The following is a 26,233-nucleotide window of genomic DNA, read 5'->3' as shown; positions in this document are numbered from 1 at the left end:
AGAGCAGCAGCGCCGGCAGGGTCACTTTGGGAAGAACTCGCCGGGCGAGGCCCCAACAACGGCCTTCAAGCCCGACGAGCTGCCGGGGATCAAGCCGGCCATGTCTGGGGTGCAAAGCCGATGCCAAGCATTCCCGTCCCAAGACGAGACAGGAAGGCCAAATGCCACCTGGTCGGGTATGGTTAGACTGGCTGCAAGCTTTCGACGGAGTTCTCGTGCATCCTCAACACGAGCAGGCGCGTAGCGGCAAACGGTGCTATGACGATAAACGCCATTGCGACATTCACCAGAACCGACAAGAGACAGAATGCGCCCGGGACGTAACAGACCGCGTCCATGATCTTTACCCATTCAACCACCGCCTAGCTTTGATGGCCTCCTCCGCCCGTTTCATAAGCATGATCCTGCTTTGGCTTGATTGCAAGCAATTGCTAAAACAGCGTTCTCGGAGTGCAGTGGGTAACAATGCGATATCAAGCCTGTTGGCGCAATGTCAATTGGGAGATCTTCGAGGGGCTCTAGCTTAGGCCGATCTCCGAGAGAGCCCTATCCATAATGGTCTGTGCTTTGCCTTCGAATTCTTCCCACGTGATGTTTGTGGCAGTCACTTCAGACCAGCCGGTAGTAGCAAAAAGCTTGCCGTCTATCGGGTTGGTGACGTTCCGAAGGTATTTGGAGTTTAGCGAACTCTCGACGTCGGAGCCCACGGCGCCGGGGAACCGAATTACCTCGGCTCGATCTTCCAACATATCGCCGAGATCGGACATCAGTTGAGCGTCAACCATGGCAAAGCGCGACGAGAGATCGAAGAACTCGCTGCATGTCCTGCGTTCGCCAACAGCCCGAAAAAGTTCATTCTGGCGAAGACCACGGCGCGAGGCCAACGCACCGTTGAGCAGTCTAGAAATTTCGACCGTGCGCCACGCGTCCCGCGTATTAGTCCATGTTTCTTCATCGTTGAGTGCGGACACGAGACTATCATCAAAGTCGAAGGCGCGGAGCAGGGCCGCGAGCACCCCGTCAGTAGCCAGCGCATTATTGTAGGAAACCACCTTCAAGCCACATTCAGCACTGGTGATCGCATTCCCCAAAACATCGTCGAAATGCAGATCCACGTGCCGGAGAGCAGGGTTCGAAGCCGCTGCTACATAGTCAGCGAATGTTTGGGTGTCTCGACGTCGACAGTACTGCGACCATCGGGACGGCATGTAACTGGCCCAGTGACGCAGGCAAAAGATATAGGTCAGATCATGGCCACGAAAGGTGCTGCTCAGTTGGCGAAATTGCCCAGCCGATAAGATAGAGACCCCTTCGGCCGAGAGAATAAGCGAGTGGGCGCCTGCGGCCTCCGCGTTTCGAATTTCGTTCGTGCAAAGCTGAGGAGACCATCCTTTGCGCTTCGTACTGAGCAGGCTGTGATGGTGCAGCGCTCCAATATCCGGATAAAAAATTCCGCGTTCGATCAACAGCGCTCTCTTTTGGTAGAGAAGCCATTGCAGCGATTTTGTCGCAGTCTTATGCATCCCGCCATGGACAAAGATTTTCACAACAGCCCGCCCCCAGACTGACCTAGCGACTGCCTTTCGCGCTTCCCTGCGATGCGGCAGATGGGATCAAAGCCATTGCTATACCCTGCTCGCCGGCGACACTGTAGAGAAGAAATACTTTTCCACCATCCTCAAACAAAGCGGGATCGCGAAGCGCATTCGCCTGCGCAGCTTCCTTGCCGGCGTGCGACGGCTTGACCGGCAGGTTTGCGCCTTCCCATGGCATCTCCGGTTTCAGGACGGTTTCTATATTCGTCAGCGTCCAGTCGAGCCATGGCTTAGTCAGGTCGATCGTGCCACGCATGATTGATTCCGGCGCGTCGCCTTGCCGGCTGAAATAGACTTCAAGCGTATCGCCAACGACGCGGCCGGCGGCGTGCCGAATGTTGCCGGGTTCGTTGAACCTCTGCGGGTTCGATCCGGGGGCGCTGTAGATCGCCGGGCCGCCGACGAACGACTTGCCGCCGTCTGTGGAGCGATAGAGGCGAGCCTTGCCTAGCGCGTAGGTCGCGTCGCCATAGTCGAAAACGCGGAAGTAGTAGATGCCGAGCTCGGCGCCTTCGGTCTGGAAATTCAGGCCATCGCGGGACGTCGCCAGGAAGCTCATCTGCTCATGGCCGGAGAAAGCAGACGGCGAGTGAAAATACATCCTGATGGTTTTCGTCGCCTCATCGATGTGAACGTCAGGCGACGCGACATGGTTTTCGCAAGGCCGGCACTGGTCAAGGCGAAGCGTGCCGGGTTCATAGATCTTGTAAGGCCCCTCGATCCGGTCGGCATAGGCCAGTCGGATATAGGTGCCCTTGTGATGCGCGAAGTAGAGATAGTACCTACCTAGCCTGTTCGGCACCCAATCGGGCATCTCGACCAGCGACGGGCCGTCGATATTGTCGCCGATCCCAGCGGGGAGCATCGATGGCGTGATGAGCAGGCCTAGGCGTTCGACCTGACCAGCGCTGGCAGGGAGGGCGAGAAGAAGCAGGAGCAATGTCACGAGACGCATGCGCGCCTCATAGCATTACGCCGCCTGCATGATAACCCAGTTGGCTCCATCAGAAACGAGCGTTGCCCATTTGCCGCCCGTGGCGGCCAAAATAGCCGTCCCGGCAGCGCTACCAGCTAGGGCACTCAGCCGTCACTCTCTGCCATTGTGCTCTCGACAGGATCGCGCCAACCGCGACATGTCGAGGATCCTGCGGATCGCAGCATAGGCGATGGACCCTGTTGACTTTTCCCAATGTCGCACGGGGTCGCGCAAAAATCGCACGTTCCGGCTCTGTTAAGAACAGGATCCCTAAGACATTGATCTTTCGTGAATTTTTGGTGAGCGCGATGGGATTCGAACCCATGACCTACTGATTAAAAGTCAGTTGCTCTACCGGCTGAGCTACGCGCTCCCGCGGGCTCAAAACGCCGCCCTCGAAATTGCGCGGAACATAGGGAGAGTGCCGCGACCGGTCAACCGGAAAAACACCGGCTTCCAAGGCGGATTTTTGAACGGATTCCAAGGGAGCGCTTAAGGTGGCCGGGAGAAGCGTTCGGTGCCTCCACCAATCACCCGGACCCGGGCCGCTTCAGAAAGCCCTACGATAACAACAGGTTGATGGAGATGCGGGAACCATTGCAACCCAGGCTCGTTTCGCAACACAGGGACGATTACCAAACCCTTGAGGAGTACATCGATGAAAAGGATCGCATCAGGCCTGATGGCAGCCGCCCTCTCGGCGTCGTTCATCGCGGCGGAGATGGTGCCGGTCAACGCTCAGCCGGCCTATGTGCCACAATCCCAGGGCCTCTGGTCGGATGTCCAGACCGTGCAGTATCGGGATTGGAGACGACACCGCAGCTTCAACCGCGATTTCTCGCGTCGGGACGGCGTCGTCTACTGGAATGGCCATCGCGGCTACCGTGAATATCGCCGCGGCTATCGCCGGCATGGCGATTATTGGTTCCCGCTCGCTGCCTTCGCCACCGGCGCGCTGATTACCGGCGCCATCATCAACAGCCAGAACCGCGTCTATCGTGGCGGCGATGCGCATGTGCAGTGGTGCTATGACCGTTATCGGTCTTATCGCGCCTCGGACAACACTTTCCAGCCCTACAACGGCCCGCGTCAGCAGTGCGTTTCGCCCTACTGACAGCCTCCAGTCAGTATCCAGGGTCGTTGACCGAGCCCGTGCCGCAAGGCACGGGCTCTCTGTTCATTCAGCTGGCCCAGTTGACGCTTTTCAATATCAGGTACAGGCCCCCGCCTTCCCCTCGCGGTGAGCGATAGGCTCCGAGCGCGTTGCAAATCCGAACCATGGCACCGGTCAGTCCCCAACCAAGCGCTTCGAGGTCATCGGCCACGTCGAGCACATAAGCCTGCGCCAGTTCGTCTATGCCCTTCTCCTCGCCGAATGACCGAACCAGTTTGGCGTCGCTGAGAAGGTCGCCCGGCAAATTTGAATTTGCCCAAGCCCATAGCCAGTTGTCCGCCTTGGCGCTTGTAGAGCCGGCAATCTGTATGTGAGCGACCACCTTGACGACACCATCTGCCGAAAAAAGCAGTTTTCCGGTGGTTAAGTCATAGTCGTAGCGCTGCCAGCTGCCGAGGCGGAATTCATCCTCCAAACGATGGTTCTTGGCGTTCAGTTGGTCGAAAGCCTCGTCACGCCATGCGGGGTACCAGTCCGGATGCTTCATGCCCCCTCGCCTTGCCGTGTCTCCCGCGCCCCTCATTGCACACTCAGCGTCCTGCGCACTGCGTCGCGCCAGCCACTCAGCTTGGCGGAACGGGTGGCGGCGTCCATATCCGGCTTGAAGCGCTTATCGAGAGCCCAGGTCTTGGCAAACTCCTTCGCCTTCGGCCACACGCCGGCTTTGGATCCGGCAAGCCAGGCGGCACCCAGCGCGGTCGTTTCCAGGATGGTCGGCCGATCGACCGGCGCGTCGAGGATGTCGGCCAACCTCTGCATGGTCCAATCCGATGCGACCATGCCGCCGTCGACCCGCAGCACGGTCTTGGCGGAAGCGCCCTTCCAATCCTTGCGCATGGCGTCGAGCAGGTCGCGCGTCTGGAAGGCGACGGATTCGAGCGCCGCGCGCGCGAACTCGGCCGGGCCTGAATTGCGCGTCAGGCCGAAGATCGCGCCGCGGGCATCCGCGTCCCAGTGCGGCGCGCCCAGGCCGACAAAGGCCGGCACCAGATAGACTTGTTGCGCCGGATCGGCGGTCGCCGCCAGCGCGCCGCTCTGCTCGGCCTTGCCGATCACCTTGATGCCGTCGCGCAGCCATTGCACGGCGGCACCCGCAATGAAGATCGAGCCCTCCAGCGCATAGGTGGTCTTGCCGTTCAACCGATAGGCGATGGTGGTCAAGAGCCGGTTCTTCGAGCGCACCAGATCGGCGCCGGTGTTCAGCAGCGCGAAGCAGCCGGTGCCGTAGGTGGACTTCATCATGCCCGGCTCGAAACAGGCCTGGCCGATGGTCGCTGCGTGCTGGTCGCCGGCGACCCCGAGAATCCTCATCTCGGCGCCGAAAAGGCTCTTTTCTGTGACACCGAAATCATCGGCGCAGTCCTTCACCTGCGGCAGGACCGCGGCCGGTATGTTCAGGATGGACAGCAGCTCGTCGTCCCAGACATTCTTCTCGATGTTGTAGACCAGCGTGCGCGAGGCGTTGGTGGCATCGGTGGCGTGTACCTTGCCGCCGGTCAGGCGCCAGATGAGAAAACTGTCGATCGTGCCGGCGAGCAATTCGCCTTTCTCGGCGCGCTTTCTCGCGCCCTTCACCTTGTCCAGCATCCAGGCGATCTTGGTGCCGGAGAAATAGGGATCGAGCAGCAACCCGGTCTTTTTCGTGAACGTCTTCTCCAGCCCTTGCTTCTTGAGCTTCTGGCAAAGCGGCGCGGTTCGTCTGTCCTGCCACACAATCGCGTTGTGGATCGGTTTTCCCGTCGCCTTGTCCCAGATGACCACCGTCTCGCGCTGGTTGGTGATGCCGATCGCGGCCATATCCGATGCTGCGCAACCGGCAGCCTTCAGCGCCGCCTTCACTGTCGCGAGCACGCTTGCCCAAATGTCTTCCGGATCATGCTCGACCCAGCCGGAAGCCGGATAATGCTGCGTGAATTCCTGCTGGCCCGTGCCGGCGACTTTCATTTCGCTGTCGAAGACGATCGCCCTGGTCGAGGTCGTTCCCTGGTCGATGGCCAGCACAAAACCGCTCATTCCGTCCCTCCACTTCTCATGCAACAGGGGAGACGGCCAAGCCGCCTCCCCTGCATTTCCTACACAGGCTCGCGGGCCTGCGTCATGCAGTTACTGCTGCTGCCAGCTCTTCACCAGCTCGTCGTAGTTGATGGTGATCGGCTTTTCCTTTTCGTTCTCGATCTTCAACTGCGGCGCAAGGTTGCCCTTCGAGACCGCGTCCTTGTTCCAGTATTCGAGATCATGCTCTTCGGCCATCTTCGGGCCGATATCGCCCTGGACGCCCGACTTTTCGATGCGGCTCATGACCTTTTCCTGCTCGGCGCAAAGCGAGTCCATCGCTTCCTGCGCGGTTTTGGCGCCCGACGACGCATCGCCGATCGCTTGCCACCAGAGCTGAGCGAGCTTCGGATAGTCAGGCACGTTGGTGCCGGTCGGCGACCACTGGACGCGGGCCGGCGAGCGGTAGAACTCGATCAGGCCGCCGAGCTTCGGAGCGCGCTCGGTGAAGCTCTTGTCGTGGATCGTGCTCTCGCGGATGAAGGTCAAGCCGACATGGCTCTTCTTCACGTCGACGGTCTTCGAGGTGACGAACTGGGCGTAAAGCCAGGCGGCCTTGGCGCGGTCGGTCGGCGTCGACTTCATCAACGTCCAGGAACCCACGTCCTGGTAGCCGAGCTTCATGCCGTCCTTCCAGTAGACACCATGCGGCGACGGCGCCATGCGCCACTTCGGCGTGCCGTCGTCGTTCAGCACCGCCTTGGCGCTGGCGTCGACCATCGAGGCGGTGAAAGCGGTGTACCAGAAGATCTGCTGGGCCACCCCACCCTGCGCCGGAACCGGGCCGGATTCGGAGAAGGTCATGCCCTGCGCTTCGGCCGGAGCGTAGGCCTTCAGCCAGTCGAGGTATTTCTGGATCGAGTAGACGGCAGCCGGACCATTCGTGTCGCCGCCGCGCGCGGTGCAGGAGCCCACGGGCCGCGAATTCTCGTCGACCTTGATGCCCCATTCGTCGACCGGCAGGCCGTTCGGAATGCCCTTGTCGCCGTTGCCGGCCATGGACAGCCAGGCGTCGGTGAACCGCCAGCCGAGCGACGGGTCCTTCTTGCCGTAGTCCATGTGGCCGTAGACCTTCTTGCCATCGATTTCGCGGCCGGTGAAGAACGCGGCGATGTCCTCATAGGCCGACCAGTTGACGGGAACGCCGAGGTCGTAGCCGTACTTGGCCTTGAAGTCGGCCTTGTTCTTCTCGTCGTTGAACCAGTCGTAGCGGAACCAGTAGAGGTTCGCGAACTGCTGGTCCGGCAGTTGATAGAGCTTCTTGTCGGGCGCCGTCGTGAACGAGGTGCCGATGAAGTCCTTCAGGTCGAGATTCGGATTGGTGACGTCCTTGCCGTCGCCTTCCATCCAGTCGGTCAGGTTGCGCACCTGCTGGTAGCGCCAGTGCGTGCCGATCAGGTCGGAGTCGTTGACCCAGCCGTCATAGAGGTTCTGACCGGTCTGCATCTGGGTCTGGATCTTCTCGACGACGTCACCTTCCTGGATCGTGTCGTGGGTGACCTTGATGCCGGTGATGGCCGAGAAGGCCGGCGCCAGCACCTGCGATTCATAGGAATGGGTGGCGATGGTTTCCGACACGACCTTGATGTCCATGCCGGCAAACGGCTTGGCTGCGTCGATGAACCACTGCATTTCCTTTTCCTGATCGGCGCGCGAAAGCGTCGACAGATCACCTATCTCCTTGTCGAGAAAGGCTTTTGCCTCGTCCATACCGGCATAGGCGTTACCGACGCCCAGCAATAGTGCAATGGCTGTCGTTGATGTAAAAATTTGCCGTCGCATGTGTTTCCTCCAGTCTTAGGTTGCAAGTGCGATCTGGAGCGGCCGCCGGCACGCGGCCGCTCCAACTATTTCCCCCTCTATACGTATCGGAATACGCCGATCGCGTAGACCACGGAGAGAGCGAGAGCCCACCACAGGTTGGGTCCTACGAGACCCAGCCAAGCGAGATGGATAAAGGCGCTGCCGAGCAGCGACAGGAAGAGGCGGTCGCCGCGCGTCGTTTCGAAGCGCAGGATCCCAACGCGCGGATTGCCGCCCGGCGAGGCATATTCCCAGGCCGCCATGCCGACCAGCAGCAGCAATACCGTTCCGAAGAAAGCCGCCGTCGGCAACGTCCACGCCATCCAGGAGAAGTCGAGGTTCATCGATCACACCCTCCCCAGGGCGAAGCCCTTGGCGATATAGTTGCGCACAAACCAGATCACCAGCGCGCCGGGGATCAGCGTCAGCACGCCGGCTGCGGCGAGCAGCCCCCAGTCCATGCCGGCGGCCGAGACGGTGCGGGTCATGGTGGCCGCGATCGGCTTGGCGTCGGTCGTCGTCAGCGTGCGGGCGATCAAAAGCTCCACCCAAGAGAACATGAAGCAGAAGAAGCAGGCGACACCGATGCCGCTCGCGATCAGCGGCATGAAGATCTTTACGAAGAAGCGCGGGAAGGAATAGCCGTCGATATAGGCGGTCTCGTCGATCTCCTTCGGCACCCCGGACATGAAGCCTTCCAGGATCCACACCGCCAGCGGCACGTTGAACAGACAGTGCGCCAGCGCCACCGCGATATGCGTGTCGATCAGGCCGAAGGCCGAATAGAGCTGGAAGAACGGCAGGGCGAACACCGCCGGCGGCGCCATGCGGTTCGTCAACAGCCAGAAGAACAGGTGCTTGTCGCCGAGGAAGCGGTAGCGCGAGAAGGCGTACGCCGCGGGCAGCGCCACGGCCACCGAGATCACCATGTTCATCACCACATAGGTGATCGAATTGATGTAGCCCGAATACCAGGACGCATCGGTGAAGATGGTGCGGTAGTTTGCCAGCGTCGGATTGTGCGGGAACAACGTCAGCGACGAGACGATCTCCGCATTGGTCTTGAAGCTCATGTTGATGAGCCAGTAGATCGGCAGCAGCAGCACGACGATGTAGAGCGTCGGCACAATCCACCACCAGCGCGATTCCTCGCCCCGGCGCCGCATCAGCTTCGCCACCTCGTCCTGCGAAAGGGTGCTGCCTACCTCGGTGACCGCCGCTTCGCTTACGCGTGTCGTCTCGTTTGCGCTCGCCATCTCAGCGCTCCGCGTCGTAGTTGGTCATCACGGTGTAGAACACCCACGACAACAACAGGATGATCAGGAAATAGACCAGCGACATGGCCGCCGCCGGACCGAGATCGAACTGACCGAGCGCCATCTTGACGAGGTCGATCGACAGGAACGTGGTCGAATTGCCGGGACCGCCGCCGGTGACGACGAAGGGCTCGGTATAGATCATGAAGGAGTCCATGAAGCGCAGCAGCACCGCGATCAGCAGCACGCGCTGCATCTTCGGCAGCTGGATATAGCGGAACACCGCCCAGCGCGAGGCGCCGTCGATCTTGGCCGCCTGGTAGAAGGCGTCCGGGATCGAAACCAGGCCGGCATAGCAGAGCAGCACGACCAGGCTCGTCCAGTGCCACACGTCCATGATGATGACGGTGACCCACGCGTCGATCGGATCCTGGACATAGTTGTAGTCGATGCCGAATGCGTTGACGTAGTAGCCGAGCAGGCCAATGTCGTTGCGGCCGAACACCTGCCAGATCGTGCCGACGACGTTCCATGGGATGAGCAGCGGCAGCGCCATCAGCACCAGGCAGACCGGCACGCCCCATCCCTTCTTCGGCATGTTGAGCGCGATGAAGATGCCGAGCGGCACCTCGATCGCCAGGATGATGAAGGAGAAGATCAGGTTGCGCGCCATCGCTTCCCAGAAGCGGTCGGACGCCAGCAACTCCTCGAACCACTCGGTGCCGGCCCAGAAGAAGACATTGTTGCCGAACGTGTCCTGCACCGAATAGTTGACGACGGTCATCAGCGGAATGACGGCCGAGAAGGCCACCAGCACCAACACCGGCAGGACGAGGAACCAGGCTTTGTTGTTCCAGGTCTTTTCCATCTACGCCCCCATCTCGACGCGCCATGAATCGGCATAGATGTTGATGCCGGCCGGATCGAAGCGGACCCTGGGTTCGGTCGGCACCTCATCGTCCTCGCCGATGACGGCGGCGATCTCTTTGCCCTCGAGATTGGCGCGAACCACCTTGTGGCGGCCAACATCCTCGACCTTGCTGACGGAAACCGCCATGCCTTCGCGGCCGAGCCGGACATATTCGGGACGGATGCCGAGCTCGACGGGACCGGCTTCGGCCTTGGGTGCGCCCGGCAGTTCGATGCGCTGCGAGCCGAGCAACGCCGTCCTGCCTTCGAGCGCAACCGGAAGCACATTCATGCCCGGCGAACCGATGAAATAGCCGACGAAGGTGTGGCGCGGCCGCTCGAACAACTCGGCCGGCGTGCCGATCTGCACGATCTCGCCGTCATACATGACCACGACGCGATCGGCGAAAGTCAGCGCTTCGGTCTGGTCGTGCGTGACATAGACCATGGTGTAGCCGAAGCGGCGATGCAGTTGCTTCAGCTGCGAACGCAGCACCCATTTCATATGCGGATCGATGACGGTGAGCGGCTCGTCGAACAGGATGGCGTTGACGTCCGAGCGCACTAGTCCTCGACCGAGCGAGATCTTCTGCTTCTGGTCGGCGGTCAGCCGGCGCGCCTTCCGGTTCGCCATCGAGGCGAGATCGATCATGTCGAGCGTCTCGCGCACCTTGCGGTCGACATCGGCCTCCGGCACGCGGCGGTTGCGCAGCGGAAAGGCCAGATTGTCGTAGACGGTCATGGTGTCGTAGATGACCGGGAATTGGAACACCTGGGCGATATTGCGCTCTTGCGTCGACAGATTGGTCACGTTCCGGCCGTTGAACAGAAGCTGGCCGTGCGAGGGATGGAGCAGCCCCGAGATGATGTTGAGCAAGGTGGTCTTGCCGCAGCCGGACGGCCCGAGCAGCGCATAGGCGCCGCCGTCCTCGAAGGTGTGATGCACTTCCTTCAGCGCGAAATCCGAATCCTTCTTTGGATTGGTCAGGTAGGAGTGGCGGATGTGGTTGACGTCGATGCGTGCCATCGCTCCCTCCTCAGGCCGCCAGCTTCGACGCAGTCACCGCGCGGCCGTTCTGGTCGAAGACCATGATGTGGCGCGGGTCGATGAACACCTCGACCTCGTCGTCGGTCTCGAAATCGAGGATGCCGTGCGCGAGCATCACCCAGCGCGCGTCGGCGAAGTCGAGATGGACGAAGCTTTCCGAGCCGGTGATCTCGGTGATGGTGACCTTGGCCCGCACCGGCACGGCGCCGGGGTTGGGACGCTCCAGCGACAAATGGTGCGGCTGGAAGCCGATCGTGTAGCTGGCATCCGGAATGCCGAGCAGTTCGGGCGGCACCGGCAGCTTCACGCCTCCTTCGAGAAGGAAGTCCGATCCCTTCTTGGCGAGCACAATGGTGTTGAGCGGAGGGTCGGCGAAGGTCCGCGCCGTCACCAGGTCGACCGGCTTGCGGAACACCTCGACGGTTGGGCCGAACTGCGTGACGCGACCTTCCGAAAGCGTCGCGGTGTTGCCGCCGAGCAAAAGCGCCTCGTGCGGCTCGGTCGTGGCATAGACGAAGATCGTGCCCGCCGCGGCGAAAATCTTCGGCAGTTCGGCGCGCAATTCCTCGCGCAGCTTGTAGTCGAGATTGGCGAGCGGCTCGTCGAGCAGCACCAGGCTGGCGTTCTTGACGATGGCGCGGGCAAGCGCCGTGCGCTGCTGCTGGCCGCCCGAGAGGTTGAGCGGCGTGCGGTCGAGATAGGGCGTGAGCTTGAGAAGTGCCGCAGCGTTGCGCACCTCCTTGTCGATCCTGGCCTGTTCGACGCCGGCAACCCGAAGCGGCGAGGCGATGTTCTCGTACACCGTCATCGCCGGGTAGTTGATGAATTGCTGGTAGACCATGGCAACGTTGCGCTTCTGCACCGGCTGTCCGGTGACGTCCTTGCCGTCGAACCAGACGGAGCCCGAAGTTGGCGCGTCGAGCCCGGCCATCAGCCGCATCAGGCTGGTCTTGCCGGAAAGCGTCGGCCCGAGCAGGACATTCAGCGAGCCGTGCTGAAGCGTCAGCGACACGTCGCGAATATGCTCCTGCGCGCCGACCGCCTTCGTCACGTTCCTCAATTCCAGCATCACGCCTCCTCCCAGGCCTTGCGCATCAGCGCTCGATCCTCATTCCGCCGCGGCGACATGGCGGCTGCTCAACCCGCGCATGAATTCTTCCAATGCCGCCGTCTGCTCGCGGCTGAAATGCAGGCCGCGTTTGGTCCTGCGCCACAGCACGTCCTCGGCGGTGATCGCCCACTCGTTCTCGACCAGGTAGCGCACCTCGGCTTCGTAGAGGTCGGCACCGAAATTGCGGCCGAGATCGGCATTCGACTTGGCGAGGCCAAGCAGCTTCTCCGCGCGCGTGCCGTAAAGCCGGGTCAACCTGCGTGCCAGCCGTTGGTCGAGGAACGGATAGGCGTTCTTGAGCCTCGATACCTGCTCGTCGAACCCGGTCGCCGGAAAATCGCCGCCGGGCAGCGGCGCGTTGGCGGTCCATGGCTTGCCGCGCTTGCCGAGAAAGCCTTCGATCTTCTCCAGCATCGATTCCGCCAGCCGGCGGAACGTGGTGATCTTGCCGCCGAAGGCGTTGAGCAAGGGGGCAGCACCCTCCCCGCCATCGGCCTTCAGCACATAGTCGCGCGTCGCCTCCTGCGCCTTCGAGGCGCCGTCGTCATAAAGCGGGCGCACCGCCGAATAGGTCCAGACGATGTCCGAACGCTTGACCGGCTGGGCGAAATATTCGCTCGCGGCGGCGCAAAGATAGTCGATCTCGGTATCGCTGATCTTCACCTCATGCGGATCGCCGGGAAAGTCGCGGTCGGTGGTGCCGATCAGCGTGAACTCTTCTTCGTAAGGAATGGCGAAGATGATGCGTCCGTCCTTGTTCTGAAAGAAATAGGCGCGCGGATCGTCGAACTTCTTGCCGATGACGATGTGGCTGCCCTGCACCAGCCGAACATTGTGCACATCGTTCTGGCCGACGGTTTTTGCCAATACCTGATCGACCCACGGCCCGGCGGCGTTGACGAGAAGACGCGCGCGGACTTCCTCGATCTCGCCGGTCAGCACGTTCTGGATCTTGATCGTCCACAGCCCGCTCTCGCGGCGCGCGCTGACCACCTTGGTGCGAGTGCGGATGACGGCGCCGCGGTCGGCCGCGTCGCGGGCATTGAGCGCCACGAGGCGGGCATCGTTGACCCAGCCGTCCGAATATTCGAACGCCTTGCGGAACAGCGGCTTCAGCGGCTTGCCGGCCGGATCGGTGGCCATGTCCAGCGTCTTGGTCGCCGGCAGCAGCTTGCGCCCGCCGATATGGTCGTAAAGGAAAAGGCCGAGCCGGATCAGCCAGGCCGGACGCAGGCCCTTGGCGTAGGGCAGCACGAAGCGCATCGGCCAGATGATATGCGGCGCGTTCTTCCACAGAACCTCGCGCTCCATCAGCGCTTCGCGCACCAGCCGGAATTCGTAGAACTCGAGATAGCGCAACCCGCCATGGATCAGTTTGGTCGAGCCGGAGGAAGTCCCGCTGGCGAGATCGTTCATCTCGGCGAGGTATACGGAAAATCCGCGGCCAACGGCGTCGCGGGCGATGCCGCAGCCATTGATGCCGCCGCCTATGACAAAAATGTCATGGATCGGAGATGCGTCCACAGGGTTCCTCCACGATTTCGCATTGCACCATTTTTGTGTTTCGCGAAACCGTGGCGGGATTATTTCGAACTCGATCCGAATGTCAAACGAAATATCACAGGTGCGTGAGATGTCCGTGAAGAGACGTTATCCGAGCGCTGTCTCGATCAAACGAACCTCCGTTTCCTCGCAAATCCGGCGCACCGAAGGGATGTCGCAACGGTCGGTGATGAAGGTGTTCACCTGCGACAGGTGACCAATGCGAACCGGCGCCGTGCGCTCGAATTTTGTCCGGTCGGAGACGAGAATCACATGACGCGCATTGGCGATGATGGCCTGCGCCACTTTCACTTCGCGAAAGTCGAAGTCGAGCAGCGCGCCGTCATGGTCGATGGCCGAGGCGCCGATGACGGCGTAGTCGACTTTGAACTGGCGAATGAAATCCACCGCGGCCTCACCCACGACGCCGCCGTCGGAGCCGCGTACAACGCCGCCGGCGATCACCACCTCGATCGAAGGATAGATCCGCATCCTATTGGCAACGTTGATGTTATTGGTGATGACCATAAGCCCGTTATGGTCGAGAAGCGCCTTTGAGACAGCTTCCGTCGTGGTGCCTATATTGATGAACAGCGAGGCGTTGTCGGGAATGAGCCTGGCCGCCGCGCGGCCGATCGCCTCCTTCTCATCGGCAGCGATTTTGCGCCGCGCCTCGTATTCCATGTTCTCGATGCCGGACGGGAACAGCGCCCCGCCATGGATGCGCGTCAGCAGCCGCTGGTCACAGAGATCGTTGAGGTCCTTGCGGATGGTCTGCGGCGTCACGCTGAAATGTGTCGCCAGGTCGTCGACCAGCACCCGGCCGTTGTCCTTCGCCATCTGGATGATCTCGGCGTGACGGGGCGAAAGGAACATCCGCTATCCTTCATTTTCGTTTTTTCCGTCTATATCGGAAAACGAAAGTGATGGAAAGGGACAGCCGGCTAAGGAAATTCACCTTCTCGCAAAGGCAAACCGGTCTGCAATCAGTTTGTTGCCTCAATGGTAAGCCGGCGCGCAATCTCTGTGACGACATCGAAGGCCGCATCAATATCGCCGGCCGTGGTCTCGAACTGTCCTGCCTGAAAGCGGATCGCCACCCGACCATCGACGCGCGTCTGCGTCAAATAGATGCGTCCGTCCGTGTTGATGGCATCGACGAGACGCAAATTGTGCTCGTCTGGATCGGCACCCTGAGGAGCGCGATGGCGGAACGAGAACAGTGACAACATCGGCTCGGTGACGAGCTCGAAATCCGCTTCCCCGGCCAGGCGTGCGGCAAGTCCCTCGCTCCAGGCTACATGGTTTCGGATCATCTTGCGCAATCCTTCCAGTCCGTGGGCGCGCAGCAGGAACCAGAGTTTCAGCGCACGGAATCGGCGGCCAAGCGGCACCGACCATTCCGAATAGTTGATGATGCCGTCATGACCTCTGGTCTTGAGATAGTCCGGCTTGATGGCCAGCGTGCGCACAAGGTCTTCCGGTTGGCTGACGAACTGGATCGAGCAGTCGAATTGCGCGCCGAGCCATTTGTGCGGATTGAAGACGATGGAATCGGCGCTCTCGACACCGGCCCAGAAATGCCGGTACTCCGGGCAGATCATCGCCGACCCGGCCCAGGCCGCATCGACGTGCAGGTAAAGGCCGTGCCGCTTCGCCACGGCCGCTACGGCAGCGATGTCGTCGGTGCCGCCAGTGCTGGTGCCGCCGACGCAGGCGACAATGCCCGCCGGCAGCAGGCCGGCCTCGCGATCGGCGATAATTGCCGCCTCGAGCGCCGCCGTATCCATCGCGCGAAAACGACCGGTTACCGGGATACGGATGAGATTCTCCTCGCCGATGCCGGCGACCCAGATCGCTCGGTCGATCGAGGTGTGAACCTGGTTGGAGCAATAGACACGCAGCTTCGCCTGGCCGGCGAGACCTTGTCTGTTTCCCTGCCAGTCAAGCGCCCGCTCGCGCATGGTGAGCACCGCGGCAAGCGTCGCCGACGAAGCCGAATCCTGAATGACACCGGAGAATCCTTCGGGCAGGCCCAGCGCCTGGCGCATCCAGTCGACGATGCGCGTCTCGAGCTCTGTCGCCGCCGGCGAGGTCTGCCACAGCATGCACTGCGCGGCCATCGCCGAGACGAGATACTCGGCCACCACCGAGACCGGCGCCGCGTTGGCCGGGAAATAGGCGAAGAAGCGCGGATGCTGCCAATGCGTCATCCCGGGCACGATCTTCGTTTCGAAATCGGCGAAGATTTTTTCCATCGGCTCGGCCGTCTCGGGCGGCGACTCTTCGATGCTCCTGAATATGTCGCCGGGCGCGATCGCCGGCCGCACCGGACGATCGCGCAGGCTGGACCGGTAGTCCACGCCCCAATCTGCGGCTCGCCTCGACCAATCGCGGAATTCTTTCTTGTCCATGTATCCTCTCAGCAGCCGCCGGACCTTGATCGGCCCGCCACTTCGACCTTTAATTAACATGTTAAATATAATGCGCCTCGTAGGCGAACGCCCTAGCCGGGAAAATCAGGCAGGCTGGCGAAGGCCGCCTTTAGCGCGTTGGACCAGCCATCCGATATGGTTCGGTAATATTGGTCGTCATGACCGATCCGCTTCTTCAGGCCGACCTTGAAAGCATCCAGTTCCAGGAAGAGCAGGTCGAGCGGCAGGCCGACCGACAGGTTCGACTTCAGCGTCGAGTCGAAGGAGACCAACAGCAGCTTCACCGTCTCGGCCAGGCTCATCGTACGGTCATAGGCACGGATGATGATCGGCTTGCCGTATTTGGTCTCGCCGATCTGGAAGAATGGCGTGTCGTCGGTCGACTCGATGAAATTGCCCTCGGGATAGATCATGAACAGCCGGGGTTGGCTGCCCTTGATTTGGCCGCCGAGGATGAAGGAGGCGTTGAAATAGGAATCCGCCTGATCGCCGGCGGGCGAAGACTGTGCGATCACCTCTTTCACCGTCTCGCCGACCAGCCGCACCGTCTGGTACATTGACGGGGTCTCGAGCAGCTTCTCGTGACGGTCGCCGGCCGCCTTGTTGCGCTCGTCCAGCAGGCTGACCACGGCTTGCGTCGTGGCAAGATTGCCTGCAGACATCAGCACGATGACGCGCTCGCCAGGCTCTTCCCAGACATGCATTTTCCTGAAGGTCGAAATCGAATCCATGCCGGCATTGGTGCGCGTGTCCGACATGAACACGAGTCCACGATCGATCTTGAGGCCGACGCAATAGGTCATGGTCGCTCTTCTGGTGAATCTTGGCAGAGACTACTGCTCTACCGTGACGGTGACGGCAAGCTTCTCTTCCGCTTGCCCCAGCAGTATTCCCGACACAGGCGAGGCATCGCGATAGTCCCGACCCGTCGCTACTCTTACATAGCGTTCGTCGGGAGAGATACCGTTGGCGGGATCAAAGGCAACCCACCCCAGGCTCGGCACATGCGCTTCTGCCCAAGCATGGCTTGCCGCCTGCTCGACCGAGGCATCCATCATCAGATAGCCGCTGATATAGCGCGCGGGGAAGCCCATCACGCGCGCCACGGCGGTGAAGATGTGGCTGTGATCCTGGCAGACACCGGCCTTGAGCGTCAGCGCTTCTTCCGCCGGCGTCACGGCGCTGGTCGTCCCGGGCTTATAGGCGACGCGCTCCCGGATCGCGCCCATCAGCTTGTGCAGCCTGTCGATATCCGTCCCCTCCCCGACCGACGCGGCCAGGTCGCGAATGCCGTCGCCGACGGTCGTAAGCGGCGTTTGCTGGCTGAACAGCCAGAGCGGCGCGAAACCATGATGCGCACCGGACACACCGGCAGTGTCGCGCGTCGTCACCTCGCCCGCCGCCTCGACTATGATGGTGTGCTGGCCGCCCTCGGCGCTCACCAGCTGCGTGTCATTGCCGAAATGGTCCGTGAAGCGAACCTCCTCTCGCGCGCCGTCGATTTTGATCACCCAGGACGCAACCGTCTGAGTCGATCCGCTAACCGGCATCAGGCGCAGCCGCTGCAACAGGTACTGCACCGGTGCATCGTAGCGGTACTCGGTCCGGTGTGTGATCTTGAGCCGCATGGCGCCTGTCTCTCCAGCGCTCAGTAGAACCGGTAGTCCAGGGCGATCTCATCCCCCAGCCTGGTGTTGTCACGAATGAATTCCGCCAGGAACTCATGCAGGCCGTGGTCGAAAATATCCTTGATCGACCCCTTCTTCAGCATCGTCTGAATTTTCTCGGCGGTGGCGTGGCAGGCATGGCGCTCGCCATAGTCGTCGGCGAGGAATCTCAGATGCTCGCCCAGGAAGCGATAGCAGAAGGTCAGCGAGCGCGGCATACGGACATTGAGGATCAGATAGTCGGCGATGTTGGTCGGCTTGTAGTCCGCGTCATACACCCACCGGTAGGAGCGGTGCGCCGACACCGAGCGCAAGATCGATTCCCATTGATAATTGTCGAGTGTCGAGCCCACCCAGGAGATCGACGGCAAGAGCACATAGTATTTCACGTCGAGGATGCGGGCCGTGTTGTCGGCGCGCTCCACATAGGTGCCGAGCTGCGAGAAGTCGAAGATCTCGTTGCGCAGCATCGTGCCGTAGAACGAGCCGCGGATCAGCGCCGTCTCGCGCTTGATCGCATCGAGCACCGTCGGCAGATCGCGCTCGTCGATCGGCCGTGCCAGCATCCGCTTCAGCGACATCCAGGCCTCGTTGATGCTCTCCCAGGTCTCGCGCGTCAGCGCCGTGCGCACCATGCGCGCATTGTTGCGCGCCGTCTCGATCGAGGCCATCGTGCTCGACGGGTTCGAAGTGTCGCGCAGCAGGAAATCCGAGACGTTGGCGACAGTGTAGTCCTGGTATTTCTGCGAGAAGGCCAGGTCGGAGCCGGCGCTGAGCAGCACGGAGTTCCATTCCTCCGACGCGTTCTGCGTCCGCGTCAGCGCCATGCGCAGGCCGGCATCGACCAAGCGCGCCATGTTTTCGGCCCGCTCTATATAGCGGTTCATCCAGTAGAGACCGTTGGCGGTGCGGCCGAGAAGCATGTCAGCTTGCTCCGGTGTCGAGCGAATAGCGAATAGTGAGTAGCGAGTAGCGAAAAAAAGATTTCATGATCTCTATTGAAGGCTCCTGATCATCGATCGCAGCATTTTTCCGATTTCGTCAGCTTGGCCACCTTCCAAACAATTAGGTCCCTGTAAGAATTGATTGCGTCGGATCCCCCTCTTTCCCTATTCGCTATTCGCTATTCGCTACTCTCTATTCGCTCTTTAATCATCCAACACCCACGTATCCTTCGTCCCACCGCCTTGCGAAGAGTTGACCACAAGCGACCCCTCCTTGAGCGCGACGCGAGTCAGGCCGCCCGGGACGATCTGGATACGATCCGAAACCAGCACATAAGGCCTGAGATCGACATGGCGCGGCGACAGCCCCTTCTCGGTCAGGATCGGGCATGTCGACAGCGCGAGCGTCGGCTGGGCGATGTAGTTGCCGGGTTTGGCCTGCAGCTTCTTGGCGAACGCCTCGCATTCCTTCTTGGTCGCCGCGGGGCCGACCAGCATGCCGTAGCCGCCGGAGCCGTGCACTTCCTTGATGACAAGCTCGCCGATGTGCTCCAGCACATATTTCAGGCTGTCGGGTTCCGAGCAGCGCCAGGTCGGGATGTTGCCGAGGATCGCCTTGCGGCCTGTGTAGAACTCGACGATCTCGGGCATGTAGGAATAGATCGCCTTGTCGTCGGCGATGCCGGTGCCCGGCGCGTTAGCGATGGTGATGTTGCCGGCCCGATAGACATCCATGATGCCCGGCACGCCGAGCGCGGAATCCGGCCGGAAGGTCAGCGGATCGAGGAAGGCGTCGTCCACGCGCCGGTAAAGCACGTCGATCTGCTTGTAGCCCTCGGTGGTGCGCATCGTGACATGGCCGTCGACCACGCGCAGATCCTGTCCTTCGACCAGTTGCACGCCCATCTGGTCGGCGAGGAAGGCGTGCTCGAAATAGGCGGAGTTGTAGCTGCCCGGCGTCAGCACCGCGATGGTCGGCGCGCCCTTTGCGCTCTGCGGCCGCACCGCCGCCAGCGACTGGCGCAGCAGTTGCGGATAGTTCTCCACCGGCCGCACCTTGATCTGCTGGAACAGCTCCGGGAAGAGCTGCATCATCGTCTCGCGGTTCTCCAGCATGTAGGAGACGCCCGACGGCGTGCGGGCATTGTCCTCGAGCACGTAGAATTCATTCTCGCTGATGCGCACGATGTCGACGCCGATGATGTGGGTGTAGACGCCGGCCGGCGGTCTCACACCGATCATCTCCGGCAGGAACGCTTCATTCTTCGCCACCAGCTCCTTGGGAACGCGCCCGGCGCGCAGGATTTCCTGGCGGTGGTAGATATCGTCGAGAAAGGCGTTGAGCGCCTGCACGCGCTGCTCGATGCCCTGCGTCAGCCGGCGCCATTCCTGGCCGGAAATGATGCGCGGGACGATGTCGAAGGGGATCAGCCGTTCGGAAGCTTCCTGCTCGCCATAGACGGCGAAGGTGATGCCGGTCTTGCGGAAGACGCGTTCGGCGTCCTCCATTTTCTGGGTGAGCCTGGCCGGGTCCTGTTCCTTCAGCCAGCGATCATAAGCCTGGTATGGTCTTCTCAATCCGGAGACTTCCGGAAGCATTTCGTCGAACGCTGCCAATCGCGTACTCCCCTCTGAAGCCATTTCACTGGCCCGGCTGGAGAAAATCAAGCGCAATCGATGATTTGGGCGGCGCTGGCGGCCGTCCTATGCAAATTGCCTACGATTAGGGCAGCGGGAGCGACGCCGGGTCAGTTCATGCCCGGTGAGCGGGCATCAAACGGCAAATCAGAACGCCCGGAAAGTGACGATGGTGAAGGTGTCCTTGATTCCAGGCAGGATCTGCACCCGTTCATTGATGAAGTGGCCGATGTCTTCCTCGTCGTCGACATAGAATTTTGCGAGCAGGTCGTAATTGCCGGCGGTCGAATAGATTTCGGAGGCGATCTCGGCATCGGCGAGCGCGCTGGCGACCTCATAGGCTTTGCCCAGATCGCACTTTATCTGCACGAAAAATGCCTTCATTTCCCGGTCCTGCCAGTCTTCGCGAATGAGCGGCCCTTGTGGCAGACTGGCGACGGGCTTTCAAGCATCAGGCTGCACGCGCCTTGGCGGCCGCTTGCCGCAACTCCGCGATTGGCATGCCACACCGGCCCGGGGACGCCACCAAGGACAGTTCGGGAACACCTCAGGTCAGGTCCTAGCGGAGGCATCCATGCAGGCAAGAAATCTGCGAAACGGTGAAACCACGGCACGCCGGCCAGCGTATGATAGTTGTTCCACGCGAATTCTGGAGACAGGCCATGCGCCGCGTATTGTTCGCACTCGCTCTCGTTCCGATGGTTCTTGCATCCATGGCCTTCGCCGGTGACGCCGAGATCAAAGCGGCGCAAACAGTCATCGACAGCCAGCTCAAGGCCTTTCTCGCCGATGACGGCGCCACCGCCTACAGCTTCGCCGCGCCAAATGTGAAGCGGATCTTCCCGACCGTCGACACCTTCATGAACATGGTGACCAACGGCTATGCGCCGGTGCGCAGGCCGCAGAACTATTCCTTCGGCAAGGTGGAGCAGACCGGGCCGGCCTCGATCGTCCAGCAGGTGCTGATCGTCGGGCCCGATGGCAAGGACTATGAGGCGGTGTACACGCTCGAACAGCAGCCCGACGGCAGCTTTAAGATCACCGGCTGCAGCCTGCGCGCCGCGACTTCGGTGAGCACATAAAAGCGCTCATAGCGCCGGCAGATCGCCCCTCGCCCAGTATTCCGAAATCTCGGCAGCGCGCGTCTCGAAGGCTTTTGCCTCGATCGCGGCGCGGATGTCCTGCATCAGCTTCTGGTAGTAGGACAGGTTGTTCCAGGTGAGCAGCATTGCGCCGAGCGACTCCTGCGAGCGCACGAGATGATGGAGATAGGCGCGCGAATAGTCGCGCGCGGCCGGGCAGTCGCTTTCCTCGTCCAGCGGACGCGGATCGTCGGCATGGCGGGCGTTGCGCAGGTTGATCTTGCCGCGGCGCGTATAGGCCAGACCATGGCGGCCGGCGCGCGTCGGCATCACGCAGTCGAACATGTCGATGCCGCGTGCCACGGATTTCAAGATGTCGTCCGGGGTGCCGACACCCATCAGGTAGCGCGGCCTGTCGGCCGGCAGTTCCGGGCAGGTTATGCCCAGCATCTCCAGCATCACCGCCTGCGGCTCGCCGACCGCCAGCCCACCGACGGCATAGCCTTTGAGGTCCATAGCCGCCAGCGCCTGCGCCGAACGCACGCGCATCACAGCACTGTCGCCGCCCTGCACGATGCCGAACATCGCCTTGCCCGGCTGATCGCCGAACGCCGTCTTGCAGCGTTCGGCCCAGCGCAGCGACAGTTCCATGGCGCGCTCGATTTCCTTCGGCTTGGCGGGAAGCGCCGTACACTCGTCGAGCTGCATCTGGATATCGGAATCGAGCAGCCCCTGGATTTCGATCGACCGCTCCGGCGACATCTCGTAGCGCGCACCGTCGATATGCGAGCGGAAGGTGACGCCCGTTTCGCTAAGCTTCCTCAGCTTCGACAACGACATTACCTGGAAGCCGCCGCTATCGGTCAGGATCGGGTGCGGCCAGCGCGCGAATTCATGCAGGCCGCCGAGCTTCGCCACACGCACGGCGCCTGGCCTGAGCATCAAATGATAGGTGTTGCCGAGGATGATGTCGGCGCCGACGCCGCGCACCTGATCCATATACATGGCCTTGACGGTGCCGCCGGTGCCGACCGGCATGAAGGCCGGCGTGCGGATCTCGCCGCGCGGCATGCTGATGAGGCCGCGCCGCGCCTTGCCGTCGGTGGCGAGCAGCTTGAAAGAGAAAGTCTCAGCCATCGAATTCCTTGTCGTGCACCGGGGCGCCGGGTGCCTGCTTGTCGAGCGACTGCCGGTAGCGGATGCAGCCGCGCATGAATTTCGGCCACGGCGGCACGGCGATCGCCGGCTCGGTCTTCTCCGGCAGCAGGTCCCAGAGGTCGGGATGATGCCAGCAGAGATCATGGCCGGTCGCATCGCGATGCGCGCGGATACCGGCGCGCAGCTTTGTCACTTCCGCGATGAGCGCCTCGCGGTCCATTCTCTCTAGATCATCGTCCATCGCTCGTCTCCGCTCGATAAAGCAGGCTGGAGTCCCCGTAGGAGTAGAACCTGTAGCGGCTCTCGATGGCATGCGCATAGGCCGAACGCATCGCGTCCAGTCCGCTGAAGGCCGAGACCAGCATGAACAGCGTCGAGCGCGGCAGATGGAAATTGGTCATCAGCATGTCAGCTGTCTTGAAGCGGTAGCCGGGGGTGATGAAGATATCGGTCGGCCCGGACCAGGCCTCGATCCTGCCATCCTCACGCGCAGCACTTTCCAGAAGGCGCAGCGAGGTCGTGCCGACGGCGACAAGCCGCCCTCCCCGCGCCCTTGCAGCGTTGAGCGCGTCTGCCGTTTCTTGGCTCACCAAGCCCGTTTCCGCGTGCATCTTATGGTCGGCGGTGTCGTCGGCCTTAACCGGCAAAAAAGTGCCGGCGCCGACATGCAGCGTGACGAAGCGCCGCTCGATGCCCTTGGCTTCGAGCGCTGCAAACAACTCCGGCGTGAAATGCAGGCCGGCGGTGGGGGCCGCGACCGCGCCCTCTTCCCTGGCATAGATGGTCTGGTAGTCGCTGCGGTCGCGCTCGTCGTCATCTCGCTTCGAGGCGATGTATGGCGGCAATGGGATATGGCCTACGGCGTGCATTGCCTCGTCGAGAAAGACGCCCGAGAGGTCGAAGCCGAGCAACACCTCGCCCGCCTCGCCCTTCTCGATCACTGTCGCGTCGAGCTGGCCGAGGAAGCAGGAATTCTGGTCGTGGCCGAAATGAATGCGGTCGCCGACGGCGATGCGCTTGCCGGGCCGCATGAAGGCCCGCCAGCGGTCCGGCGCGAGCCGCATATGCAGCGTGGCCTCGACCTGCGCCATCGCTTCGCCGCGCTTGCGGATGCCTTTCAGCTGGGCCGGAATGACCTTGGTATCGTTGAATACCAGCACGTCGCCTTCTCTCAGCAGCGACGGCAGATCGCTGACGGTGCGGTCGCGCAGCGTTTCGCCCGGTTTGACCACCAATAGCTTGGCGCTGTCACGCGGCTCCGCCGGGCGCAGCGCAATGCGCTCCTCCGGCAGGTCGAAGTCGAAAAGATCGACGCGCATCAGTAGAGCCGGATGAGCAGCGCTCCAACGAGCAGCAGCACGGCGCCGGCCACGCGGCCAAGCGAGACCTCGCGCACGGCAACACCAAGGAAGCCGGCCCGGTCGACCAGCATGCCGGCGATCAGTTGGCCGGCGACCAGGAAGGCCATCAGCGCCGCCGCGCCGATGCGCGGCGTAAGAATGGTGGAGAGCGTGACGTAGAATCCGCCGAGCATGCCGCCGGCGACGAACAGCCAGGGTGCCGGCGCCTTCCAGTCGAGCGAGAGGCCCTGCAGCTTCACCACGGCGATCGCGATGATACCGAGAACGACGGCGCCCGACAGGAACGAGAAAGCGGCGGCCGCGACCGGAAGGCCGAGGCCGCGCGCCAATTGCGAGTTGATCGGCGCCTGGATGGCGATGAAGGCGCCGGACAGGATGCCGAGCAGGGACCAGACTGCGCCCATCATCGTACTATGCCTTACTTGACGTCGGCCGCGACCTTCAGCGACACGATCTTGTCGGGATCCTGCACCGGCTCGCCGCGCTTGATCTTGTCGACATTCTCCATGCCTTCGATGACCTGGCCCCAGACCGTGTACTGGCGATTGAGGAAGGAGGCATCGTCAAAGCAGATGAAGAACTGCGAGTTCGCCGAGTTCGGGTTCTGCGCCCGCGCCATCGAGCAGGTGCCGCGGCCGTGATTGGCGTTGGAGAATTCGGCCTTGAGGTCCGGCTTGTCGGAGCCGCCCATGCCAGCGCGCGACGGGGCGAAGGTCGGCTTCGAGGAGTTGCCGAACTTGACGTCGCCGGTCTGCGCCATGAAGCCGTCGATGACACGGTGGAACACCACGCCGTCATAGGCGCCCTCGCGCGCCAATTCCTTGATGCGCGCGACGTGACCGGGCGCAAGGTCCGGATACATTTCGATGACGACCTCGCCCTTGGTCGTTTCCATGATGAGCGCGTTCTCGCGGTCCTTGATCTCAGCCATGTCAGAAAATCCTTTTGAAAATCGAGCAGTTACTTGCTGTCGGCAGCGATGCGGACTTTGATCATGCGGTCCGGGTCCTTGACCGTGCCGTTGTCCGCCTCATCGCCCTTCTTGATCTTGTCCACCAGATCCATGCCGCTCTCCACCTTGCCGACAATGGTGTACTGCCCGTCGAGGTTCGGCGCGGGCGCGAACATGATGAAGAACTGGGAATTGGCCGAGTTCGGGTCCTGTGAGCGGGCCATGCCGACCACGCCACGGGTGAATTGCTCGGTCTGCGAGAACTCGGCAGGCAGATCGGGAAGGTCGGATCCGCCCGTGCCGACAGCCTCGGGATTAAAACCCTTCTTCATGTTGCCGAACTTGACGTCGCCGGTCTGGGCCATGAAGCCGTCGATGACGCGATGGAAGGCGACATTGTCATAGGCGCCCTCGCGCACCAGCTTCTTGATCTGCGCCACATGCTTCGGCGCCAGATCGGGACGCAGCGCGACGGTCACGTCACCGTCCTTCAGCGTGATGATCATGGTGTTTTCCTTGTCGGCTGCCGAGGCCGGCAAGGACGCCGCCAAAACGCCGGCAAGCACGACAAGCAACGAAGCAAGCTTTTTCAGCTGCATGAGGTTCTCCGAAAGTCTTTGTTTGGGTGCATGTCGTTGCCCCAAAACCGGGATCCACCTTTGGGCGACATGCACTATTTCGCGAATTTGGCAGTGAGGGCGCCTGCGACCGCCGCCGGCACGAACGGGCGGATGTCGCCGCCCATCGACGCAATCTGGCGGACAAGTGTGGCGGTAATGGTGCGCACAGACGGGCTGGCCGGCAGGAAAACCGTCTGCAGCTCCGGCGCCATGGTCTCGTTCATGCCCGCCATCTGCATCTCATAGTCGAGATCGGTGCCGTCGCGCAGGCCGCGGATGATGATCGAGGCGCCATGCTTCCTGGCGGCGTCGATGACCAGCCCATCGAACGAGACGACCTTGATGCGGTCGCTGTCGCGGCCGAATTCCGCCTTGGTCGCGGCCTCGATCAGCTTCACGCGTTCCTCGAAGGAAAACAGCGGCGTCTTGCCGGGATGAATGCCGATTGTAGCGTAGACGGTGTCGGCCACGGCAAGCGAAGCCTTCAACACGTCGAGGTGACCATTGGTCAGCGGGTCGAAGGAGCCGGCGTAAAGGGCGGTGCGTTCGGTCATGGCAGGCTTCTAGCGAGCCTCTCCGACAAAGGCAAATCCCATTGCTGCGCCCGATCGTGAACCTTTTCACGGACGTCAACGACAGACGAATGCGACAATCACGAACGCTTCACGCAGCATTCACCAGCTTGCCGCTTCAGGAGATGAAACCAAAGCACCATCTTTATCGTTGTGATCGCAGGAGAACACGCAAATGCTGATCTACATGCTTGCCACTGCAATGACCATCGTGATGCTGATCGCCACCGCATTCGGGTTGCACCAGGAAGCGGCGCGGGTGCGCATCAAGACCAACACCAAGCGGCTCGATGGCTTCGTAGGCCGCAACCTGTACCACCGCCGCTGACTTCCAGCCA

At 61.7% G+C, this 26,233-nt stretch carries 28 protein-coding genes and 1 tRNA gene; 3 read left to right on the top strand and 26 right to left on the bottom strand.

Going from position 1 to position 26,233, the window contains the following annotated elements; all coding sequences use genetic code 11:
• Positions 1 to 518 precede the first annotated feature (518 nt).
• The 3 genes from A9K66_RS03770 to A9K66_RS03760 all read right to left on the bottom strand — a co-directional run bounded on the left by A9K66_RS03770 (position 519) and on the right by A9K66_RS03760 (position 2,944).
• Positions 519 to 1,547 carry a hypothetical protein gene (locus tag A9K66_RS03770; RefSeq protein ID WP_156750999.1) on the bottom strand — a complete coding sequence of 343 codons (1,029 nt, stop codon included), beginning with the start codon at positions 1,545 to 1,547 and terminating at the stop codon, positions 519 to 521.
• A 22-nt stretch (positions 1,548 to 1,569) separates the two neighbouring features.
• Positions 1,570 to 2,550, bottom strand: coding sequence for a hypothetical protein (locus A9K66_RS03765; protein WP_197507438.1), 981 nt, complete (start codon positions 2,548 to 2,550; stop codon positions 1,570 to 1,572).
• A gap of 318 nt (positions 2,551 to 2,868) precedes the next feature.
• Positions 2,869 to 2,944, bottom strand: a tRNA-Lys gene (locus A9K66_RS03760).
• A gap of 285 nt (positions 2,945 to 3,229) precedes the next feature.
• On the opposite strand from A9K66_RS03760, the gene A9K66_RS03755 reads away from it, so the two are divergent.
• Positions 3,230 to 3,685 carry a BA14K family protein gene (locus A9K66_RS03755; RefSeq protein WP_066992550.1) on the top strand — a complete coding sequence of 152 codons (456 nt, stop codon included), beginning with the start codon at positions 3,230 to 3,232 and terminating at the stop codon, positions 3,683 to 3,685.
• Between the two features lie 67 nt (positions 3,686 to 3,752).
• Here the strand turns inward: A9K66_RS03755 and A9K66_RS03750 are convergent, their stop codons facing one another.
• The 16 genes from A9K66_RS03750 to A9K66_RS03675 form a co-directional block, all read right to left on the bottom strand.
• The gene (locus A9K66_RS03750) at positions 3,753 to 4,232 is read right to left on the bottom strand and encodes a DUF6882 domain-containing protein (RefSeq protein WP_067319793.1); all 480 of its coding nucleotides are present in this window, start codon (positions 4,230 to 4,232) and stop codon (positions 3,753 to 3,755) included.
• A gap of 32 nt (positions 4,233 to 4,264) precedes the next feature.
• Positions 4,265 to 5,758 carry a glycerol kinase GlpK gene (glpK, locus tag A9K66_RS03745; protein ID WP_067319790.1) on the bottom strand — a complete coding sequence of 498 codons (1,494 nt, stop codon included), beginning with the start codon at positions 5,756 to 5,758 and terminating at the stop codon, positions 4,265 to 4,267.
• Positions 5,759 to 5,848: 90 nt separating this feature from the next.
• Positions 5,849 to 7,579: an ABC transporter substrate-binding protein gene (locus A9K66_RS03740; RefSeq protein ID WP_066992542.1), complete on the bottom strand. Its 1,731-nt coding sequence runs from the start codon at positions 7,577 to 7,579 to the stop codon at positions 5,849 to 5,851.
• A gap of 77 nt (positions 7,580 to 7,656) precedes the next feature.
• Positions 7,657 to 7,944: a DUF2160 domain-containing protein gene (locus A9K66_RS03735; RefSeq protein ID WP_067319787.1), complete on the bottom strand. Its 288-nt coding sequence runs from the start codon at positions 7,942 to 7,944 to the stop codon at positions 7,657 to 7,659.
• Between the two features lie 3 nt (positions 7,945 to 7,947).
• A complete protein-coding gene (locus A9K66_RS03730) occupies positions 7,948 to 8,856 on the bottom strand; it encodes a carbohydrate ABC transporter permease (protein ID WP_066992537.1) in 909 nt (302 codons plus the stop codon).
• A 1-nt stretch (position 8,857) separates the two neighbouring features.
• Positions 8,858 to 9,724, bottom strand: a complete 867-nt coding sequence (locus tag A9K66_RS03725; RefSeq protein WP_066992534.1) for a sugar ABC transporter permease — start codon at positions 9,722 to 9,724, stop codon at positions 8,858 to 8,860.
• Entirely contained in the window at positions 9,725 to 10,792 is a 1,068-nt protein-coding gene (locus A9K66_RS03720) for an ABC transporter ATP-binding protein (protein ID WP_067319784.1), read from the bottom strand.
• Positions 10,793 to 10,802: 10 nt separating this feature from the next.
• Entirely contained in the window at positions 10,803 to 11,882 is a 1,080-nt protein-coding gene (locus A9K66_RS03715; RefSeq protein ID WP_067319782.1) for an ABC transporter ATP-binding protein, read from the bottom strand.
• A 39-nt stretch (positions 11,883 to 11,921) separates the two neighbouring features.
• The gene (glpD, locus tag A9K66_RS03710; RefSeq protein ID WP_067319781.1) at positions 11,922 to 13,448 is read right to left on the bottom strand and encodes a glycerol-3-phosphate dehydrogenase; all 1,527 of its coding nucleotides are present in this window, start codon (positions 13,446 to 13,448) and stop codon (positions 11,922 to 11,924) included.
• Between the two features lie 126 nt (positions 13,449 to 13,574).
• The gene (locus A9K66_RS03705; RefSeq protein ID WP_066992523.1) at positions 13,575 to 14,342 is read right to left on the bottom strand and encodes a DeoR/GlpR family DNA-binding transcription regulator; all 768 of its coding nucleotides are present in this window, start codon (positions 14,340 to 14,342) and stop codon (positions 13,575 to 13,577) included.
• Between the two features lie 110 nt (positions 14,343 to 14,452).
• Positions 14,453 to 15,880, bottom strand: coding sequence for a pyridoxal-dependent decarboxylase (locus tag A9K66_RS03700; RefSeq protein ID WP_067319779.1), 1,428 nt, complete (start codon positions 15,878 to 15,880; stop codon positions 14,453 to 14,455).
• 92 nt (positions 15,881 to 15,972) lie between these two features.
• Positions 15,973 to 16,704 carry a peptidase gene (locus tag A9K66_RS03695; protein ID WP_067319777.1) on the bottom strand — a complete coding sequence of 244 codons (732 nt, stop codon included), beginning with the start codon at positions 16,702 to 16,704 and terminating at the stop codon, positions 15,973 to 15,975.
• Between the two features lie 30 nt (positions 16,705 to 16,734).
• Positions 16,735 to 17,529, bottom strand: coding sequence for a transglutaminase family protein (locus A9K66_RS03690; RefSeq protein WP_067319775.1), 795 nt, complete (start codon positions 17,527 to 17,529; stop codon positions 16,735 to 16,737).
• A gap of 20 nt (positions 17,530 to 17,549) precedes the next feature.
• Positions 17,550 to 18,491 (bottom strand): alpha-E domain-containing protein, encoded by a 942-nt coding sequence (locus tag A9K66_RS03685; protein ID WP_066992511.1) that lies wholly within the window; start codon positions 18,489 to 18,491, stop codon positions 17,550 to 17,552.
• A 225-nt stretch (positions 18,492 to 18,716) separates the two neighbouring features.
• The gene (locus A9K66_RS03680) at positions 18,717 to 20,129 is read right to left on the bottom strand and encodes a circularly permuted type 2 ATP-grasp protein (RefSeq protein ID WP_066992507.1); all 1,413 of its coding nucleotides are present in this window, start codon (positions 20,127 to 20,129) and stop codon (positions 18,717 to 18,719) included.
• Between the two features lie 168 nt (positions 20,130 to 20,297).
• The gene (locus A9K66_RS03675) at positions 20,298 to 20,534 is read right to left on the bottom strand and encodes an Lrp/AsnC ligand binding domain-containing protein (protein ID WP_066992504.1); all 237 of its coding nucleotides are present in this window, start codon (positions 20,532 to 20,534) and stop codon (positions 20,298 to 20,300) included.
• 278 nt (positions 20,535 to 20,812) lie between these two features.
• Here A9K66_RS03675 and A9K66_RS03670 point away from each other — a divergent pair, with 278 nt between their 5' ends.
• Positions 20,813 to 21,232, top strand: a complete 420-nt coding sequence (locus A9K66_RS03670) for a DUF4864 domain-containing protein (RefSeq protein ID WP_066992501.1) — start codon at positions 20,813 to 20,815, stop codon at positions 21,230 to 21,232.
• Positions 21,233 to 21,238: 6 nt separating this feature from the next.
• Here the strand turns inward: A9K66_RS03670 and tgt are convergent, their stop codons facing one another.
• From tgt to coaD, 7 genes are all read right to left on the bottom strand, one after another.
• The gene (gene tgt, locus A9K66_RS03665; RefSeq protein WP_067319773.1) at positions 21,239 to 22,369 is read right to left on the bottom strand and encodes a tRNA guanosine(34) transglycosylase Tgt; all 1,131 of its coding nucleotides are present in this window, start codon (positions 22,367 to 22,369) and stop codon (positions 21,239 to 21,241) included.
• The gene (locus A9K66_RS03660) at positions 22,362 to 22,631 is read right to left on the bottom strand and encodes a hypothetical protein (RefSeq protein WP_067319771.1); all 270 of its coding nucleotides are present in this window, start codon (positions 22,629 to 22,631) and stop codon (positions 22,362 to 22,364) included. The genes tgt and A9K66_RS03660 overlap by 8 nt, the downstream gene beginning before the upstream one ends.
• Complete coding sequence (gene queA, locus A9K66_RS03655; protein ID WP_067319769.1) at positions 22,621 to 23,709, bottom strand: tRNA preQ1(34) S-adenosylmethionine ribosyltransferase-isomerase QueA; 1,089 nt, start codon at positions 23,707 to 23,709, stop codon at positions 22,621 to 22,623. The genes A9K66_RS03660 and queA overlap by 11 nt, the downstream gene beginning before the upstream one ends.
• On the bottom strand, positions 23,709 to 24,158 hold the full coding sequence (locus tag A9K66_RS03650) for a DMT family transporter (protein ID WP_066992491.1): 450 nt from the start codon (positions 24,156 to 24,158) through the stop codon (positions 23,709 to 23,711). Before A9K66_RS03650 ends, queA begins: the two co-directional genes overlap by 1 nt.
• A gap of 11 nt (positions 24,159 to 24,169) precedes the next feature.
• Entirely contained in the window at positions 24,170 to 24,682 is a 513-nt protein-coding gene (locus A9K66_RS03645) for a peptidylprolyl isomerase (RefSeq protein WP_066992487.1), read from the bottom strand.
• A gap of 29 nt (positions 24,683 to 24,711) precedes the next feature.
• Complete coding sequence (locus A9K66_RS03640; protein WP_245307383.1) at positions 24,712 to 25,209, bottom strand: peptidylprolyl isomerase; 498 nt, start codon at positions 25,207 to 25,209, stop codon at positions 24,712 to 24,714.
• Between the two features lie 167 nt (positions 25,210 to 25,376).
• Positions 25,377 to 25,877, bottom strand: coding sequence for a pantetheine-phosphate adenylyltransferase (coaD, locus tag A9K66_RS03635; RefSeq protein WP_067319765.1), 501 nt, complete (start codon positions 25,875 to 25,877; stop codon positions 25,377 to 25,379).
• Positions 25,878 to 26,070: 193 nt separating this feature from the next.
• On the opposite strand from coaD, the gene A9K66_RS29050 reads away from it, so the two are divergent.
• Positions 26,071 to 26,223 carry a hypothetical protein gene (locus A9K66_RS29050; RefSeq protein ID WP_082953674.1) on the top strand — a complete coding sequence of 51 codons (153 nt, stop codon included), beginning with the start codon at positions 26,071 to 26,073 and terminating at the stop codon, positions 26,221 to 26,223.
• Positions 26,224 to 26,233 lie beyond the last annotated feature (10 nt).

This window comes from Mesorhizobium sp. AA23 (assembly GCF_001672435.1).
Taxonomy (GTDB): domain Bacteria; phylum Pseudomonadota; class Alphaproteobacteria; order Rhizobiales; family Rhizobiaceae; genus Mesorhizobium.
The sequence above is the reverse complement of the archived record's forward strand: the minus strand, read 5'-3'. Positions and strand labels throughout refer to the sequence as shown.